The sequence below is a fragment of the Sinorhizobium sp. 7-81 genome, assembly GCF_030124405.1.
Lineage (GTDB): Bacteria > Pseudomonadota > Alphaproteobacteria > Rhizobiales > Rhizobiaceae > Sinorhizobium > Sinorhizobium psoraleae.
In genome coordinates, this window is sequence record NZ_JASKLT010000002.1 from 529,855 (window position 1) to 547,345 (window position 17,491).

A 17,491-nucleotide genomic window follows, 5' to 3' on the forward strand; every position below is an offset into this window, starting at 1 on the left:
CTCGTTCTATCCTTGGCACAAAGACGACTCACGACCGCGCCTCCAGTCCAAAGAATGGCGCGGCCGTTCGTACGATCGTCTCGAGGTCGGAGTACCGGGGCACAAAGCCAAGGCTCCGGTAAGCGAGACCTGCGTCAGCATAGAGCGTCGGCGGATCGCCGGGACGACGCCGATGGAATACGACAGGGACATCATGCCCAGTCACGTCGACAATGGTCCGCAGGACTTCCTTGATGGAATGGCCGCGGCCTGTACCCAGATTAAGCGCCAGGTTTCTGCCGTCTTGGACGAGATGCCTGTATGCGAGCACATGAGCGCGTGCAAGGTCGGCCACGTGGATATAGTCACGCACACACGTCCCGTCAGGCGTGTCGTAGTCCTCGCCGAATATCTCGAGATGTGGAATTCTCCCGGCCGCGGCCATGAGCGCCCGCGGGATGAGATGGGTCTCCGGATCGTGCCATTCACCGAGGTCGCCTTCGGGATCGGCTCCACAGGCATTGAAGTATCGCAGCGCGACGTAGTTGAGGCCGAAGGCGGCCCCATAGTCGGCGACCATGTGCTCGGCCATCAATTTGGTCTTGCCGTACGGATTGATCGGCAGCTGCGGTGTCGCCTCGTCGATCGGCAACACCCTCGGCACGCCATAGGTGGCGCAGCTCGACGAAAGGATCATCTTGTAGAGACCCGCCTGGCGGCACGCATCGAGGAGCGACAACGTTCCACGCACGTTATTGTTGTAATATTTGGCGGGGTCGGCGACGGACTCGCCAACATAGGCGGATGCTGCGAAATGGATGACGGCGACCGGTTGATATTGTTCGATGACCTCGATCAGACGAGTCGTGTCGAGGATGTCTCCATGCACGAACGGTCCCCAGCGCACCGAGGAGCGGTTTCCGGTCGTCAGGTTGTCGTAGACGACCGGCTCGACATCCTCCAGGCGGAGGAGCTTTGCGGTATGGCTGCCGACATAACCGGCGCCACCCGTCACAAGGATGCGCGACGCGACCATCAGACCGGCTCCATGACTTTCCGCTTCGAGTGCGAGAGAAGCTCGTCGAAGTAGCGAATGGTTTGCGCGAGGCCTTCCGACAAATTGACAGTCGGGCGCCAGCCGAGCTGCTTGGTTGCGAGAGAAATATCCGGGCGGCGCTGACGCGGATCATCGACGGGGAGAGGGTGGCTGACGATCTTCGACCGCGAGCCGGTCAATTGTATCACCTGTTCAGCGAGTTCGCCGATCGTGAACTCTCCGGGGTTGCCGAGATTGACCGGACCAGTGAGCGACAACGGCGACGCCATCAGGCGGATGAAGCCGTCGATCAGGTCATCGACGAAACAGAAGGAACGGGTCTGCGAACCATCGCCATATATGGTGATATCCTCACCCTTGAGCGCCTGGACAATGAAGTTCGACACAACGCGACCATCGTCCGGACGCATCCGAGGACCGTAAGTATTGAAAATGCGAACGATCTTTATCTCGACTCCACGAACCTTGTGGAAGTCGAAGAACAGAGTTTCGGCGCAACGCTTGCCTTCGTCGTAGCAAGCGCGCGGGCCAAAGGGATTGACATTGCCCCAGTAGCTTTCCACCTGCGGATGCACGTTTGGGTCGCCGTAGACTTCCGATGTCGACGCCTGGAAGATCCGCGCTCGGCGGCGCGCAGCCAAATCCAGGAGATTGAGCGACCCGATCACGCAGGTCTTCGTCGTTTGGATCGGATCGGTCTGGTAGTGCGGCGGCGATGCCGGACAAGCGAGGTTGTAGATTTCGTCGACGTCGAGGTCGATCGGTTCCACAATGTCATGGGTGATGACGCGGAAGGTATCGAAACGCTTCAGCTGAGCAATATTGCGTCTCAAGCCCGTCGAGAAGTTGTCGACGCAGATGACCTCATGACCGGCGCCGAGAAGCAGTTCGCAGAGATGGGATCCCAGGAAGCCGGCGCCGCCGGTAACGAGTATTCGCTTTTGGACTTTCCGGCTTGGCGATGGGCCACTGTCATCCTTTGTGCCATGCAAAGTATTTCTGAAGCCATTTCGGAAATAGTTCACGGAATAATCCCCATAATATTAGCTTGTCAACAAGGATTGTTCCCCGAAGGGAACAATAATTAGGTGATCGAAACTTTATCGCTCGAAAATACCTTCAATGTTCGTCAGCAATGTTTGGAAGCAATTGTAGGGAAGTGATACAATCATCCCGCGGAGATTGTCATTATCACCCAATCCCGATAGTTATCCCGCCGTGCATTTCTACTCAAAACGGGTTATAAACTGGAACTGCAGGGTGTAGCGGATCGATTTCGCTCCACCTCAGGCTGAGTTGTGTCAAGACCGGACACGGCCCGCCGCCAGGCAATCGATCGTCTGCGCCCTTGCGCACGATCCATTTCGCTGGAGAGAGTTGTATGACGAAAGACTCCGGATCAGGAGATGACCCCACCGAAGTCCCGGCTTGGCCTGCCCACATGGAGCGGCGGCGTTGGCCCCGCGAGCCGGCTGTGCGGAAGGATCATCAAGGCGGAAAATCACCTGTGCTCGTGCCCTCGCGCTTCTCGACAAACGATCTGCCGCCGGTGGAACAGTTCCAATGCTGGCGGGCGCATATGGCGCCCCTGGTGGATGTCCATCTGCCGGACGGAGTGTCCGAGGCGGACGGCTTTGCGGCTGAACAGATCGGGTGGCATCTCGGCGACTTGCTGGTCGTTCAACAGCGCACGCCGGGATTTAGCTACACACGCTCGCTGGCAATGCTGCGCTCCAGTCCGATCGATCATTGGAACGTCGGGCTACTTCGCAGCGGCCGAGCATGGACCGAAGTCGACCGCCGCGTCATGGAAGCCGGGCCGGGAGAGATCTTTTTCAGGTCACTCGGCTATCCCTATCGTGGCCGGACGACGGAGGCTGCAACCGTACTTCTGTTCATGCCGTTTGAATTGCTGGCCGATGACGCGAGCACGCTCGAGATCGCCAACAATTCGGTCTTGTCCGGCAGTCTGGCCGACTTGCTCGTGAACTACATCAACGGCATGGAGGCAAACCTCGGCAACATCACAGTCGAGGAGGTGCCTCGCGTCGTTCGCACGATACGCGACATGGTTGTCGCTTGCGTAGCGGCGGTGAGGCCGGACCCAGCCGGGCCCCAGCCGAAAATGGGAGTGATGGAGCGGGCACACCGATACATCCATGTCAACCTGCACTCGGCCGACCTGACGCCCGAAAAGATATGCCGTGAACTGGGCATCTCTCGTACCCGCCTCTATCAGCTCTTCGAGCCGAGCGGCGGCGTGCTAAACTACATCCGCCGGCGTCGGTTGCTGCAGGCCTATGCCGATCTCAGCGATCCGACCAACAACCGGCCCATAGGGGAAATTGCGGAAGCGGCCGGTTTCGAACTAGCCGCCAATTTCACCCGCGCGTTCAGTCACGAGTTCGGAGCGAGCCCCCGCGAAATCCGCAGGGCTGCGGCCGCAGAACGGCCCATCGTACCTGCTACGCCTTCCGAGAGGAATATCGGCTCTACGATTGGCGATTGGCTCAAGGCCGTCCAAGGCTAATGCAAGAGAGTTGCCTGCGCACAATTTCAGTGCGCAAGATTGGTACCGCGGCAGAATGGGCGGCAGCCACGCGTCGCACGCCTCGTCTTCAACCCAGCCTGAGATCGACGCCCGGATGCAGCTTCTTGAGGTTTGGCAGAGACTTCGATTGCCAGGGAAACTCTGAGCTTCCGCGGACCGTGAATTGGATGTTCGGCCGCTTGCGCGCCTCGATCGTGAGCTTCGCAAGCAGGTTGATTCCGGATGAATTGAGAAACTGCAATCCCGTGAGATCGACGGTCATGCGATCTGGCTCAGTGTCGAGGACGCTCATCACTAAGGAGAAAATCGGGGCATAGGCCTCGGTGCTGGGCAGGCGCATCGTGCCATCGAAATAGATGTCCTTGCCTTCCGACCAAACGCGATATTCGTCTTCGTTGATTTCCATATTTTTTGCTGCCCATTAGTTCGAGAGCTCGGGGACCGTAATCGCGGCATAGGTTTCCAGCGGGATGTCGCTGTTCTGTCCACCGGGTCCAAAGACCCAAGCAAAGTGAGCACCATAATCGCTCATGAGGGTCAGAAGGCCAAGTCCGGAGCCTGAGCCCGAGCCCGTTGCATTCGCTTCGATCCGTTCTATGAGGAGGTCGCTTGGATCGCCTGTGGTTATTTCCGAAAGCAAGTGCTGGAATTGAGCAGCCGTATCCTTGTCGATGAAATTGGAGACCTTTGCCCGAAAGGCGCTGGCGGCGATCGACGCTTCTACGATGATTTCGCCGGAAGCACGGAACTTCATTGCGTTTTCAATAAGCTCGTTCGTCAGATAGCCAACATTGTGCCGCACCTCCTTATAGAGATTGCGGGAGGTTTTATAGCGCAGCGCAGCGAACTCGGCGACGAAGTCCGAAGTGATTGCGCAGTGTTTCCAGCTGAGATCGAGCGGACCTTCAAAGAGACGAAGTCTCGTCACATCTTCGCCCGTTCCGATCGCGAGGTCCTCCAGTCCGTATAAGGTCGTCATCCGCTTACCTGTGCCTCATCACTACCAGTGTAATATCGTCATGAATCTTCTGCGTGCCGATATGTGCCATCAGATCCTCGATGATTCCTGATTTGACATCCTCGGCGCTTCGGCCGTAGCGACGACGCGCGCTCTCACAGAGCCTTTCGATGCCAAAGAGTTCGCCGCTCCGATTCTCCGCCTCCGTTACGCCGTCGGTATGGAGAACGATCATGTCACCATGCCCAAAGGAGATATCGCGCGTTGCCACGAAGGGCGATATGTCCGGCTCCAATCCGATCGGCAGCCCGAGGTCAAGTGTGTCTATCCGCTCCACGTCTCTTAGGTTTCTCACGACGATCAGTTCTTCATGCTGGCCAGAGAGCGTCAGGCGCGCGCCGTCGTAATCGAGGAATGCCAGCGACAGATGCTTGTCGGTGCTGGTTCGGACGAGATTCTTGTAAATGGCGCGGTTTACGCGGTTGAGAAACTGCGATGGGTCCATCTCCCCGGCTTCCTGCAGTGCCCGCGCGACGGATTGAACCATCAGCATCAGCACGCCACTCTCGAGGCCGTGCCCGGTTACGTCGCCGATCCCGATCTTCAGCCGCTTTCCGTTCTTCAAGACATCGTAGTAATCGCCGCCCACCTCGTCCGCGGGCCGCATGTAGGCTGCGATTTCCAGATCGGCGATTTCCTCAAGCTCGCCAGCTTTGGGCAGGACCATCATCTGGATGCGCCGAGCGACTGCCAGTTCGGCGCCAAGACGCAAATTTTCACTGCGCAACTGCTGGTTTAGAGCTGAGATCTGTAGGTTCGCCTCTTCGATCTCTTTCGTCCGATCCTCGACGAGCTGTTCAAGGTTCTCCGTGTGGAAGCTGATCTGCTCCGCCATTCGATTGAAGGCCGCGCCGGCCTCGCCGACTTCGTCGCGAGTCGGGATATTGACCCTCACGGAATAGTCTTTGGCCTGAATGCGTTTGGCGGCATCGGCAAGTGCACTGATGCCGCCGGTGATCCGCTTTGAAATGGCGAACACGGCGGCAGTAACGAAACACAGGGACACGAGGAGCGCGAGGACCTGATAGATCACAATCCTGTTCGTCGCCTCTGAAATTCCAGCCTGAGCAGCAAACAGCGAGGCGTAGATTTCGCGCTCCGGCACGACAATGCCAAGCATCATGGTTTCACGACGAACAGGGCCAGAAAGCCAAAGGTTCGTCGGCTGGAGCTGTTTCAATACGACGAGGTAAGGTACCCTCTCGCCGTTCTCCACTAGCAGGATATGCTTGAGCAGTCCGTCCTGGCCCAGGGGCAACTTGGCAATTTCCTGCTGGACGCTTTTGCGCAACGAGCGATCGAGACCCGTCACACCTTCGCTGCCGACCGCGCTCGACGCCCGAAGGCCGATGACTTTTTCTCCGACCGGATTGATGGCGACGACGTTGCCATCCGACATAGCCAGGAAGCCGAAGCCGTTGTCGGCGACCTTGACGTTCTCGACGATCTGCGCCAACTGGTCGAGGGTAATATCCGCTCCGGCGGCGCCAGCTACGCGCCTGCGGTCCCGAGACCACAGCGGCTGAAAGAAGCTGACGATGAGCTTGCCGGTGATAGCATCCGTGTATGGCGCTGTCTGGGTCATGTCGTCGCCCACGGGACGCTTCCTGCGATCGCTCGCCCACTGCTCCCACGAGTCGTAAAGACCGGGAAAGAAGAACGACCAGAATTCCGCCTTGTTGTGGCCGGGATAGAGCTTGTCGAAGGTTTGGGCTTGATCCGTGTAGGGCGCTGTCCTGAAGATCGGCCGCTCCTTAGGGCCGATATAGTACATCTGTAGCTTTGACTGACCGTTTGCGAGAAGGCTCGGCGCGACCAGATCGAGCACCGCGCTGTTCTCTATGTCTGTCTGCACCTCAGGAAGCGGCACGTGGTTCGCGTCAAGGAGATAACCCCAGACGCTGACGACTGACAAAGGGCCGGGCAGGTTCTGGGCCCACCCTCCCTTCTGGTCGTATGCAACCGTAACGGCCCCCGGCGCTCCGCGCGCCATCGCTTCGCCGATCTGGGATTTCCTTACGGGCCGATCGATCTGCTCCTGGAGAACACCCGCGAGCGTGCCGACGTCGGAGTGGACCTGATCAATGAGCAGGTTGACGCGAGCCGCCGTCGTTTCAGCATAGGAACGGATATAGTCCCGGCTCGCTTTCTCCAGACCACGGCCGACCTCCGCTGCGGCATCGCGGGAGAGTCTCTGAACATTCCACAGCGCCAGACCACCGGTGACGAGCAGATCAAAAAGCACCGCGCCTCCGACGATGAGAACGAATTTGGCGCGGAAGGAGCGCAAGCCTAAACGGTTGGTCTGCTCGCCGGGGGCGCTCATAGCGGTTTGCGTCCTGACGCGGCCCAGATCGGCCAGCCGGCGTAACCCTTCGGGTGGAGCGCAGCGAAGATGTGGTCCCGGAAGCCTTGACGGAAACGTTCAATGAACTCGGGAGGATCACCGCGCTTCACGGCCATTTCGCCAGCGTAGACGTTCTCCCAGGCAGAGATGATGTCGGCGAAGTCCTGCGGATCTCCATCGAGATTGGTGACCATGAACGATTCGACGACGATGTCGTCGAAGCCAGCTTCGGCGAGATAACGCCGGCTCTTAGGCCCGAGCTCGACGTCCATCTCGAAATGGCCGAACAGCTTGGCGACCTCCTCGTAGGTCCACTGAATGCTCTGTGATCGCGGCTCGCCGAGGCAGTGCGAGTTCTTCTCATTGGTCATGTACACTCGCCCGCCGGGCTTGCAGATCCGGAAAAGCTCTTTCAAGAGCACGTCCGGCTGGTTGAAAATCTGCAGCGAATGACGGCAGGTCACGAAGTCGAACTGATTGTCCTCGAGCAACATCTCCGAAGCATCGCCGTAAGTGTATTCGATATCGGTGATGCCGAACCCTGCCGCCACGTCGCGCGCATAGGCAAGGCTTGCCTTCGAATGGTCCAGGGCGACGATTCGTGCTGGCTGGAACTCCTTGCGCACAAGCATGGCGAAATCGCCGATGCCGCAGCAGATGTCCGCCATCACGATTCCAGGGCGGATGCCGTGACGAGGGAGAATGGCGCGCTCGTGGCGCCAGGTCATTTTCGTCTGCGTGCGCAGTATCGGAATGAAACTCGCGTTCTCCACGAAGCTCTGGCCGGGGTAGAACTTGGAATCATAGACCTCGACGGTGACCTGCGGTTCGATCTTGTTCAGGTGCCCGAACATGCGTTCGGTCCAGCCCACGACGCTCGACGTTACCACCACGAAGCGGAGATCCGATCTTTCACGACAGGCATCGAGAACGACACGTGCGAAAGCGTGAAAGGCCGTGTTGTTCATTTGAACCAAGCGTTTTACGTTGATGTAGAGGACGCCTCGCACCTGATCGATTGCGCCCTTGAGCGTTGAAATGCTCGCCGCGATCTCATCGACCGAGCGCGGCCGGATCACTCCCGAAAGAGAAAACTCCTGACTGTTCGAGTCGAATTCCACGTTGAAGGGCGAAAGGGCTGTCGTACTCAACTCACGATTCCTTCCAGAGGCAAGTCAATGACAATCGCTATTTGCGGAGGATCGCTTTCCTCCAGCCGAAGCCGGGCATCGAAATTGATCGCCAGATCGAGCAGGACGACCTCCCTGCTCGGAGCGAGATCGGTCGAAATGGCATCGATATAGCGCGCGTAGGCATTTCCTCTTCGGGTCTTCGAGACCGCTTCTCGATAGAACTGTCTCTGGCCCGGCGGGCAGGGAAAGGTGAGCTTCACGCGTTCTATGGGGCCGTGTCGATAGACGGCGCAGCCAATCCGCCCGTCGAGAGAACCGCCACGGAACGACACCTCCAGGAGTTCATTGAGGGCGAATGAAAAGAAATTCGAATGTCGAATAGGATCCGTTCGATTGTGGCTGATCATTCGCGCCATGAAAGTCGACAGCTGGTCGCAGTTGTGCCAGTCCGAAAGAAACGTTCCCATCGCCATCTCGACTTGGAGCAGGGGTTCGAAATGGTCGTCCGCGGCCTCGTTCTCAAGTCCGTTCATGCTGCTTCCTCCTCCGCGCGCAAACCTTGTTCAAGCTTGTCCAGACGATTTCAACGCTCCTTCGCTCACGTTCGTAAAAGGCCCGCAGGCGACTTGCGGAGAAATGCGCCAATTGCTTCGGCAGGCATGGGTAAGCCCAGGAAATATCCCTGCAGGCGGTCGCACCCCTCGTTCTGGAGCCAGGCCGCCTGACCACTTGTTTCCACCCCTTCGGCGGTAACATTCATGCCTAGGCCATGGGCCAATGCGATGATGGAGCGCACGATTGTCTGGCTCTTCTCGTCTGCCTCGAGGTCCTTGATGAAGTACTGATCGATCTTGATCGTGTCGAAGGGGAAATTCTTGAGGTAGCTGAGCGAGGAATAGTAGGTACCAAAATCGTCGAGCGAAATCCGCACGCCGAGCACATTCAAGGTATTGAGCGTATCGAGATTGTTGATCGTTCGCTCCAGCAGCACCGACTCGGTAATTTCGAGCTCAAGACGGTCGGCCCGAATTCCGACGAGATCGAGCGTTTGAGCGACGCGATCCGTAAGACCTTCGTGCAAGAATTCGGCGGGGGACAGATTGACGGCGAGGGTGAAGTGCGGCGGCCAGGTTATCGCCGCCCGGCACGCGCGCTCCAGCAGCCATTGGCCGATCTCGCTCATAAGACCATCAGCCTCAGCCATCGGAATGAAGACATTCGGCGGAATGATGCCGACCAGGGGGTGGCGCCATCGCAAAAGCGCTTCGAAGCCAACGACCGAAGACGATGTCTTCACGAGAGGCTGGTATTCAACGAAAAACTGACCCTCCTGCAGGGCCGAGCGGAGGCCTCGGCGTAGCATTTCCCGTTGTTCGAGCACAAGGAGCATGGAGCGGGTGAACGTCCTTGCCCGCCCACGGCCGTCCGTCTTTGCCGCATAGAGCGCGATGTCGGCAGCCTTCATCAGTTGCTCGACTTCGTTGCCGTCTGCCGGCGCAACGGCAACTCCGACGCTTGCGCCGACGAAGACATTGATGCCTTCGATCGTGAATGGTGCCTTGAACGTGTTGACCAGCGCCTCGGCCAGGCGCTCGGCCTCCTTAGGCTGGTCGGCCCTCCATTGGATGACCGCGAATTCGTCGCCGGCCAGCCGGTACGCGAATTCCCGATCCCTCAGAACGCTCCTGATCCGTTCCGCTGCCATCTTGAGAACGTCGTCGCCAGCGCTGTGGCCCAACGTGTCGTTGATCGGCTTGAAATCGTCGAGATCGATTTGCATGAGCGCTAACCGCGCACCGTTCGGCACGGGCAATGCGCCGCGCAAATGATCACTGAATTGCCGCCGGTTCGGCAATCCGGTCAAAGCATCATGGGTTGCCTGATGCAGCAGAAGCGCCCGATCGCTCTCGCTTTGGCTGGATGTCTCGCGGTAGGCGGAACTGCTTTCCGCTTCGATGATCCCGATGCCATTGGCACTGCGAAAGATGACGAGGATGCGGCGATTTCCCGTCGCCATATCCGCGATCTCGACCGTTCGCGGCAGTCCGTTCCCGATGACAAATTCGATGGCGGAGTTCGGGCCGGGCGCCAACAGTTCGGGATAGATGTGCCAGAGAGTTGTCTCGACGAGCGAGTCGACGCCGTATGTTCTCCTGTGTGCTGCCGAGCAGCCGACGAGATGGAAGCTCTCGTCGTAGAAAGAGACGAGTTCGTCGGTATTGGTGAGAAAGTAGCTCTCATGGGAATATGAAGCTGACATCGTCGCATCCGCGTCCGGCATCCTAGCCCTCCACTCCCTTCCCTTTGCTCCTCGTCCGAGCCGTCTCCGTTCTATTCAGCGCCCGACGACGTGCGTTGACAGGTCAATATCCAACGCAGTCGTACACCCACAAGTTATGGCGGAAGATGTCGCGGTCAATGCCGCTCGACCAGTGAGGTCGCCGGGATTTTCATAGAATCACCATGGAAACAGTCAAATTTGAGGGTTGTTCGATGTCACGTGCCAATGAATGTTGAACACGTGGCGGCTGTAAAGCGAGGAGGCGGTTCGCGTTTGGAGTGGCGGATTCGCGCAGAAGCGGTCGTGCCAGCAGCAAGCGAAAATTGTCCGAGTCTGCGCTGCCAAGGCAGTGAGTAGGGCGGTCGACATGATCCTGAACCATCGCATGACGCGCATCGCGGTCGGCATTCTGCTGCTGATGCTTGTGGTCGCCGTGTTGTTGCCCGGGTTGACGGGGTTTACCAGTCTGGACGGGACCGTCAATGCACGCTTTGCGACCATAAACGCGCCGATCGACGGCGAGATTGCCGAACCGCCGCCGCCGATTGGGACGCCGGTAGCCGAGGGCGAGACACTCGCCATCATTCGCAACGAGCGCGTCAATCGGACCGTCCTGGCGTCGCTGCGTGCCGAACACCGAACTGCTGTCGATCGCGTCGCGGCGCTGGAACGGGAGCGTGACGAGCTTGTGAGCCTGCGCGACCAGCTTGCCGAACGCCTCGCCGTGTTCAAGAGCGCGACCATCGCCAGCCTGGAGCGGGAGCTTCGCATTCTGCGGAAACGTGTCGAGGTATCGCGCGCCCAGGATGTGGTGGCAAGAGTGGACCTCGACCGTCGGCAAGAGCTGGAGTCGAAGGGAATCTTTACGCGCAAGATGGTGGAGGCGGCTGAGGCTGCCGGGGCCGCGACCGGCGGCGAACTCGAGATCAGCAACCTGACAGTGGAACTGCTGCAGCAACGCCTCGACGCCGTGCGTCAGGACATATTCGTCGTCGCTGACGGCCAGAACGATGTACCGTATTCCCGCCAGCGCCAGGACGAGGTGATCGTCCGCATCAACGATCTCAACACCCGCATTGCCGAGAACAGGACACGGGCGAGCCAGACCGAACAGCAAATGATCGAGGAGGAAAAGCGCGTTGGCAACCTCGAATCGGCCACGGTCCCATCGCCGTTCGAAGGGGTTGTTTGGGCGAGGAGCATCGTCGGCGGCTCGAACGTCGTCCTGAACAACGAGATGATGCGGATCCTCGATTGCCGCGAGCTGTTCGTCGACATTCTCGTTCCCGAGGTCGACTACGATGAGATCTATCCTGGCCGAGACGCAGAGGTCCGGCTCTTCGGACGCGGTGAAGTCTTCAAGGGGCAGGTGCAAGCGCTCAAGGGTTCCTCCGCCGTCGTCGAAAAGGACTCTCTTGCCGCCAACGAGCCCGAAACCGACGAGCGCAACGCCCGGATCCGCATTCTGCTTGCACCGTCGGCACTCAATACGGACTTTGCGAATTTCTGCCAGGTTGGGCGCACCGTGCAGGTGCGTATTTCCAAACACAACCTCCGGATCACACAGTGGATCAAAAGCCTGTGGTTCAGTCTCTTCTAACGCTCGCTCCGACCCTGCTGGTCATCGCCTTCTTTCTGCTCGGGCCATTCAACTGGTCGCGCCATCGGACCTGGGCGCGGGCGGTCACCTGTGCCCTGGTTGCTCTCATTGCCTTGCGGTATCTGGTCTGGCGCTTCACCGAAACCGTTCTTCCCTATCCCAATGACGGCCCCAACTTTTACTGGGTCTGGTTGGTGTTCATAGTAGAAATGCTCGCTTTTTCGGAGGTCGTGCTGTTCCTCATACTGATGAGCCGGTATGTCGACCGGAGCATCGACGCGAACCAACTAGGACAGATGTTTTTCGCGCGAAAGCCAGGCGATCTCCCGACCGTCGACGTTTTCATCCCGACCTATAACGAGCCTCTCGACGTTCTCGAAAGAACGATTGTCGGGGCGCTGGCGCTCGACTATCCAAAGGACAAGCTTAAGGTCTACGTACTCGACGACGGTCGCCGCGACTGGCTCAGGACCTTCTGCGAAGGACGGGGCGCGATCCATGTGACCCGAAGCGACAACGCCCACGCCAAGGCCGGCAACATGAACAATGGGCTCGCCGTCAGTTCCGGCGATTTCATTGCGGTCTTCGACGCGGACTTCGTCCCCTATCGCAACTTCCTCAGGCGCACGCTACCGTTCTTCTCGGACGAGACGATCGGCATCGTGCAGACGCCGCAACATTTCTTCAACATCGATCCGGTGCAGTCCAATCTTGGCCTCGAAAACGTCTGGCCGGATGAGCAGCGCCTGTTTTTCGACGAGATCGCGCCAAGCCGTGACGGCTGGGACGTGAGTTTCTGCTGCGGCTCCTGTTCGATCGCTCGCCGCAAGGCGATCGATACGATCGGCGGCTTCCCGACCGAGTCGATCACCGAGGACCTGTTGACGACACTTTCGATGCTCAACAAGGGCTATAAGACCCGTTATCTCAACGAGCGACTGTCTATGGGCCTGGCGGCCGAGAATCTGACCGGCTATTTCGTTCAGCGCGAACGCTGGTGCCAGGGCGGCATCCAGACACTCTACCTGCATAACGGCCCCTTACGCGGGCCTGGACTGTCGCTCTTCCAGAGGATCATGTTCCTGCCGATGTCCTGGCTGGTGCAATATCTGGTCCGCTTTACGGTGCTGGTGGTACCGATCGCCTACCTCTGGTTCGGCGCGCTCCCGCTCTATTTCACGGACGTCGGCGACTATCTCTCCCATCAGGTGCCGGTGCTGGCCGCCTATTTTTTGCTGATGTTATGGCTGACACCCACCCGCTACCTGCCGCTGGTCTCCACAGCGGTCGGCACCTTTTCGACCTTCCGGATGCTGCCAACGGTTCTTTCGAGCCTCGTGCGACCGTTCGGCAAGCCTTTCAAGGTGACCCCCAAGGGCAGCGGCAACGAGGCGAGCGCCTTCGACGCCTATACCTTCACCTGGATCGCGGGCTTCATCGTCGTCACTGCGCTTGGCCTGCTGATCAACATCGTTCCGGAAACTGCGCACACGCGCGGCTCGTTCTCAACGATCGCGGCCTTCTGGTCCGGGCTCAACATCGTCGTGCTTGTCATTGCCTCGCTGATCTGCTTCGAGAAGCCGCGACGCCTCCTTCAGGCCTTCAAGCTCGACGAGGCGGTGGAGGTCGACGGTGCTGCAGGGCGCCTGGTCAGCCTTTCCCTGGACAAGGCGGTCGTTGCGGTTCCGACGGAGACGCGCTTCAGGTCGACACGTGTGCTCCTGAACCTTGAAGGCTTTGCGCCGCTCGAGGCAGATCTGAAGCAGGTCACCCAGAGGCGCGGGGATATTACCCGCTCGGGCGACAAGCGGCGTTATTACCTTCATCTCCATTTCGATCTGCGCGGCTTCGAACGCGACAAGATGATCATCAAACTCTATACCGGGCGTTATTCCCGGGAGGTTCCCGATATCGATAAGATCGCGGTGTCTGTGAGCCTGTTGCTGCGCGCTTTCGGACGCACACGTGTCGCATCGTAACCGGGGCTTAACGCTTATGTCTTCCAGCTCGTCGGAGCCATTCCCTCGCCAGCAGATCGCGCGTTGGATAGCCGGAGGAGCTCATGCCCGTTGCGTTGTAGACGGCATTCGCGATCGCGGCACCAGCGCCGCAGACATCGGCTGGCGTTCGGGCTGCGCTGCTCCCGGCCGAACCGGCGCGCGCCTCCTGCATGCAGGCGATGAGATTGCGGGTCGAGAATGGTACGCCGCATAATGTATCATCAGGAACACTCAGTCGAAGCGGGGCGAAGGACAGCAAGCAGTCCTTCGAAGCCGTTTTATTCACCTTGCGTTGCTGTCGGAATCGGCTGGGAGCGAGAATCAAGGCAAGCATCGTCGTATCCGCAGGATAGTAGCCGATTGCTTGGGAGCGGCGCTGCTCCATCCGCTGAGGATAAGCGCCATTCTGCGTAGACTATAGCCCCGCACGGGACAGCAACCTCAGTTCGTTGCGACACGTTGCGTGCCTACATATCCCCGACCGGCGCAACGAGGCCGACGCGCCGATTGTAGCGAACCATTCATCCACGTAATGATGCGCAACAACAGGGAAGGCTCACCGCCACCGCCGCTGCGGTCGCACGGTCTTGAGGTTGTCATCGCGTCGGCGGCTCGAAGGTAATGCCCCAGTTCTTGAAGATCGCAGCGATCCTTCCGTTGGCCAGCGCCGCCGCAATGGCGTCGTCGACAGCATAGGCGAGATCCTTGTGCTGAAAATTCAGGCCGACTCCGACAGTCCATTTGCCGCGGGCAAAGCCCATAAGTGCCGGCTCGTGCACCGCGAGGCTCGCCTTGGGATGCGAGGCGATGCCCGCCTCAAGCTCCGCGCGCGGGGCCATTGCGGCCATGGTCTCGCCGGATGCCAGACCTTCCATGGCAAGCGCGGTACTGCGATAGCGGCGAATCTTGTCCACCGGGCCGAGGAGAGAGGTCAGGTAGACGTCGGAAATTGAGTCGTTTTCCACGGCCACCGCGTCGTAGCGGAAGAAAGGTGGCGTCGGTCCTTTTTCGAGATAATCCTTCTTGTCGTAGGCGATCGCGATGGTCTCGGACGCGTATTGGCCGGTGAAGGTCACCTGCTCGATCCGGCACGCATATTCGCTGTCATAGGGCACGTGCAGCATCACATCGCTGACGTGGCCGCCGATCGCCGCGCCTTTCCAGACGTAGTTTAGGAGATCTGCGTCGAGCGTCTCCCCCGCTTGGACCAGCCGGAAACGAGCCTTGACGCCAAGTGCTTCAGCAATCGATTGGCCGATGTCCACATCGATCCCGCGTGCTTGGCCGTTCTCTTCATAGGACCACGGCCGGAAATCCTCATAGATCGCAAACTCGATCCAGCCCTCCTCGATCACCCGATCCAAAGAGCGCCCGACGTCCTGTGGAAAGGTGTTCTGCGGTTTGGGCTGCGGCACGTGGCCATCGCATCGTGCGAAGGCCACGGCTGGCACGACGGCGCAGGCCAATACTGCGAGCGCCATGGCCCTGAGAGGATGCATGGCTCACTCCGTCGCCGAAAGCCCGACAGTCAGGATTTCGCTCGCCTTCTTCCAGCTTTCCGGTGTCTCGCCGAGAACCCGGGCTGCCTCGTAGGCAACGCTGTCGGCAACCGGTGCGCCGGAAGCCGTCTCCACCTCAGCGGCGATCTTTTCGAGTTCGCTCTTCAGCGCCTTTGGATCCTCGACCTTGGTCGAAGCAAGCTCATTCCGCACTTCATGCAGCCGATCCGAGTGAGCGTCGAGCGCCCCGTCTGCGGGGCGCGTCTCGATATAGGTTCGGATCGCCCAGGCCGCCTTCTGGCCGAGAATATCCCCGAAGGCAGGCATCTTGGTCGTGCCGTCCTGGGTGTAACCGTGGCGGAAGCGCTCTATGAACCATTCGTCGCCATATTCCTCCGCTTCCAGGAAGCGAAGGTCGGGGGCAAGCCCGCCGGATACGGCGCCGAGCCCGTGACAACGGGCACAGTTCTGATTAAAGCCGGACGCGCCGACCTCGACGGCTTTCAGCCAGACATCATGCCCGGCCTTCGCCTCCCGATAGGGGTTCTCCGTCAGCCATTCCTCACCTATTTCGGGCAACGCATCGGTGTTGACCGGCTGGGGCGCGACGTCGCCATGCGCGACGACCATCGTCGCTGTTGCCAATAATGCGAACCCCGCAAGCCCGGCTCGGATACGGTTTCTGGACATCTTTCCTCCTCCATGATCTCGCTGAGGTTTTTAACGCCCGTCGCCGGTGCCGCGGAATACGACCTAGGTCGCGGCCTGGCATGGTACCTAGGTCGTATTCCACCCTCGGCGGCCCCACCCTAACGTCTTCCGTGGGAGGAGCGTCCAATGTCGGAGATCCGCATCAGACGGACAATGTCCGCATGCCTTTTGGCTGCGCATCTTAGCGCTGCCGGGGTGGCTCAGGCGGAGATCACCGTCGCCGTCACCTATCTGCGCCAGGAGCAGAAGGCGCCGCCGGTGCTTTCCAATCTCGATCCGGTCCCCGCGGATCTGGGGATCGCAGGAGCGAGGGTCGCTCTGGCCGATAGCGAGACGACCGGCAAGTTCCTCGGCCATCACTACAGACTGCAGGTCGTCTCCGTTGAGCCGGGAGGCGATCTTGCGGCGGCGGCGAAAACCGCGCTCGCTGCTTCGTTGGTTCTTCTCCTCGATGCGTCCGCCGAAGGCATTCTGACGGTCGCCGACCTGCCCGAGGCGGGGGGCGCACTGCTCTTCAACGTCGCGTCCGGCGAACGCCGCCTGCGCGACGGCGAGTGCCGTGCCAATCTCCTGCACACGATTGCGGAGGATGCGATGGGCGCCGATGCGTTGATGCAGGTGTTGAGAGCGCGCCGCTGGACGCGCACGGCCCTGATCGTCGGCCCCAGGCCAGAGGACGAGAACTTCGCAGCAACCTTGCGAGCCGCTGCGGCGAAGTTTGGCGTCGAAATCCTCGCCGAGAAGGCCTGGACCTTCGACACTGACTTAAGGCGCGCAGCCAGCAAGGAGGTGCCGCTATTCACGCAGGACCTTCCCGACTACGACGTGCTGCTGATTGCCGACAAGACGGACGATTTCGCTCGCTATGTTGCCGACAATACCTGGCTGCCGCGTCCGGTTGCCGGCGCCGACGGCCTAAGCGGTGAGGGTTGGGCGCCAGTTCTGGAACAATGGGGGGCCGTGCAGCTGCAGAACCGCTTCGAAGCTGCGGCAAAGCGGGAGATGCGGCCGCGTGATTACGCCGCCTGGACGGCACTGCGGACGGTCGCCGAGGCGGTAACGCGGATGAACTCGGCCGATCCGATGAAGCTGCGGAATTACATCCTGTCGGATGCGTTTGCCCTCGACGGCTTCAAGGGCCGTTCGCTCAGCTACCGCGACTGGAACGGGCAATTGCGTCAGCCAATGCCTGTGGTGAACGCCCGCGCACTCGTCGAGCTCGCGCCGCTCGATGGTTATCTGCACCAGGGAAGCGACATGGACACGCTGGGTCTCGACCGCGCGGAAAGCGCCTGCGAGGCGTTCGGGGGATGAG

The 17,491-nt window shown here is 59.8% G+C and carries 14 protein-coding genes; 4 read left to right on the forward strand and 10 right to left on the reverse strand.

Annotated features, from left to right (window positions below; translation table 11 throughout):
* Positions 1-28: 28 nt before the first annotated feature.
* Together galE and QN224_RS09735 are read right to left on the reverse strand one after the other, a co-directional pair.
* Entirely contained in the window at positions 29-1,015 is a 987-nt protein-coding gene (gene galE / locus QN224_RS09730; RefSeq protein ID WP_283976484.1) for a UDP-glucose 4-epimerase GalE, read from the reverse strand.
* Positions 1,015-2,028: a UDP-glucuronic acid decarboxylase family protein gene (locus QN224_RS09735; RefSeq protein ID WP_210267482.1), complete on the reverse strand. Its 1,014-nt coding sequence runs from the start codon at positions 2,026-2,028 to the stop codon at positions 1,015-1,017. The genes galE and QN224_RS09735 overlap by 1 nt, the downstream gene beginning before the upstream one ends.
* Positions 2,029-2,417: 389 nt before the next feature.
* Here QN224_RS09735 and QN224_RS09740 point away from each other — a divergent pair, with 389 nt between their 5' ends.
* Positions 2,418-3,566: an AraC family transcriptional regulator gene (locus tag QN224_RS09740; protein ID WP_283976485.1), complete on the forward strand. Its 1,149-nt coding sequence runs from the start codon at positions 2,418-2,420 to the stop codon at positions 3,564-3,566.
* A gap of 88 nt (positions 3,567-3,654) precedes the next feature.
* Here QN224_RS09740 and QN224_RS09745 read toward each other — a convergent pair whose 3' ends face one another.
* From QN224_RS09745 to QN224_RS09770, 6 genes are all read right to left on the reverse strand, one after another.
* Complete coding sequence (locus tag QN224_RS09745) at positions 3,655-3,993, reverse strand: hypothetical protein (protein WP_173511979.1); 339 nt, start codon at positions 3,991-3,993, stop codon at positions 3,655-3,657.
* A 15-nt stretch (positions 3,994-4,008) separates the two neighbouring features.
* Complete coding sequence (locus tag QN224_RS09750) at positions 4,009-4,566, reverse strand: ATP-binding protein (RefSeq protein WP_173511980.1); 558 nt, start codon at positions 4,564-4,566, stop codon at positions 4,009-4,011.
* A gap of 4 nt (positions 4,567-4,570) precedes the next feature.
* Positions 4,571-6,931 carry a SpoIIE family protein phosphatase gene (locus tag QN224_RS09755; RefSeq protein ID WP_283976486.1) on the reverse strand — a complete coding sequence of 787 codons (2,361 nt, stop codon included), beginning with the start codon at positions 6,929-6,931 and terminating at the stop codon, positions 4,571-4,573.
* Complete coding sequence (locus QN224_RS09760) at positions 6,928-8,103, reverse strand: class I SAM-dependent methyltransferase (RefSeq protein ID WP_283976487.1); 1,176 nt, start codon at positions 8,101-8,103, stop codon at positions 6,928-6,930. The genes QN224_RS09755 and QN224_RS09760 overlap by 4 nt, the downstream gene beginning before the upstream one ends.
* Positions 8,100-8,618: a ubiquinone biosynthesis methyltransferase UbiE gene (locus QN224_RS09765; protein ID WP_283976488.1), complete on the reverse strand. Its 519-nt coding sequence runs from the start codon at positions 8,616-8,618 to the stop codon at positions 8,100-8,102. Before QN224_RS09765 ends, QN224_RS09760 begins: the two co-directional genes overlap by 4 nt.
* 65 nt (positions 8,619-8,683) lie before the next feature.
* The gene (locus QN224_RS09770; protein ID WP_283976489.1) at positions 8,684-10,366 is read right to left on the reverse strand and encodes a bifunctional diguanylate cyclase/phosphodiesterase; all 1,683 of its coding nucleotides are present in this window, start codon (positions 10,364-10,366) and stop codon (positions 8,684-8,686) included.
* A gap of 367 nt (positions 10,367-10,733) precedes the next feature.
* Here QN224_RS09770 and QN224_RS09775 point away from each other — a divergent pair, with 367 nt between their 5' ends.
* Both QN224_RS09775 and QN224_RS09780 read left to right on the forward strand, forming a co-directional pair.
* Positions 10,734-11,966 (forward strand): efflux RND transporter periplasmic adaptor subunit, encoded by a 1,233-nt coding sequence (locus QN224_RS09775; protein ID WP_283976490.1) that lies wholly within the window; start codon positions 10,734-10,736, stop codon positions 11,964-11,966.
* Positions 11,948-13,945: a glycosyltransferase gene (locus tag QN224_RS09780; RefSeq protein WP_283976491.1), complete on the forward strand. Its 1,998-nt coding sequence runs from the start codon at positions 11,948-11,950 to the stop codon at positions 13,943-13,945. Before QN224_RS09775 ends, QN224_RS09780 begins: the two co-directional genes overlap by 19 nt.
* Positions 13,946-14,562: 617 nt before the next feature.
* Here QN224_RS09780 and QN224_RS09785 read toward each other — a convergent pair.
* Entirely contained in the window at positions 14,563-15,465 is a 903-nt protein-coding gene (locus QN224_RS09785; protein WP_246299680.1) for an ABC transporter substrate-binding protein, read from the reverse strand.
* A gap of 3 nt (positions 15,466-15,468) precedes the next feature.
* Entirely contained in the window at positions 15,469-16,155 is a 687-nt protein-coding gene (pedF, locus tag QN224_RS09790; protein WP_173511986.1) for a cytochrome c-550 PedF, read from the reverse strand.
* A gap of 147 nt (positions 16,156-16,302) precedes the next feature.
* On the opposite strand from pedF, the gene QN224_RS09795 reads away from it, so the two are divergent.
* Positions 16,303-17,490 (forward strand): branched-chain amino acid ABC transporter substrate-binding protein, encoded by a 1,188-nt coding sequence (locus tag QN224_RS09795; RefSeq protein WP_173511987.1) that lies wholly within the window; start codon positions 16,303-16,305, stop codon positions 17,488-17,490.
* The last annotated feature ends 1 nt before the right edge of the window (position 17,491 follow it).

Bases quoted from the DNA above. Each gene is read 5' to 3' on its own strand.
- QN224_RS09770 (WP_283976489.1), bottom strand. From the start codon at position 10,366: ATGCCGGACGCGGATGCGACGATGTCAGCTTCATATTCCCATGAGAGC.
- QN224_RS09785 (WP_246299680.1), bottom strand. From the start codon at position 15,465: ATGCATCCTCTCAGGGCCATGGCGCTCGCAGTATTGGCCTGCGCCGTC.
- galE (WP_283976484.1), bottom strand. From the start codon at position 1,015: ATGGTCGCGTCGCGCATCCTTGTGACGGGTGGCGCCGGTTATGTCGGC.
- QN224_RS09765 (WP_283976488.1), bottom strand. From the start codon at position 8,618: ATGAACGGACTTGAGAACGAGGCCGCGGACGACCATTTCGAACCCCTG.
- QN224_RS09755 (WP_283976486.1), bottom strand. From the start codon at position 6,931: ATGAGCGCCCCCGGCGAGCAGACCAACCGTTTAGGCTTGCGCTCCTTC.
- QN224_RS09795 (WP_173511987.1), top strand. From the start codon at position 16,303: ATGTCGGAGATCCGCATCAGACGGACAATGTCCGCATGCCTTTTGGCT.
- QN224_RS09745 (WP_173511979.1), bottom strand. From the start codon at position 3,993: ATGGAAATCAACGAAGACGAATATCGCGTTTGGTCGGAAGGCAAGGAC.
- QN224_RS09740 (WP_283976485.1), top strand. From the start codon at position 2,418: ATGACGAAAGACTCCGGATCAGGAGATGACCCCACCGAAGTCCCGGCT.
- QN224_RS09775 (WP_283976490.1), top strand. From the start codon at position 10,734: ATGATCCTGAACCATCGCATGACGCGCATCGCGGTCGGCATTCTGCTG.
- QN224_RS09750 (WP_173511980.1), bottom strand. From the start codon at position 4,566: ATGACGACCTTATACGGACTGGAGGACCTCGCGATCGGAACGGGCGAA.
- pedF (WP_173511986.1), bottom strand. From the start codon at position 16,155: ATGTCCAGAAACCGTATCCGAGCCGGGCTTGCGGGGTTCGCATTATTG.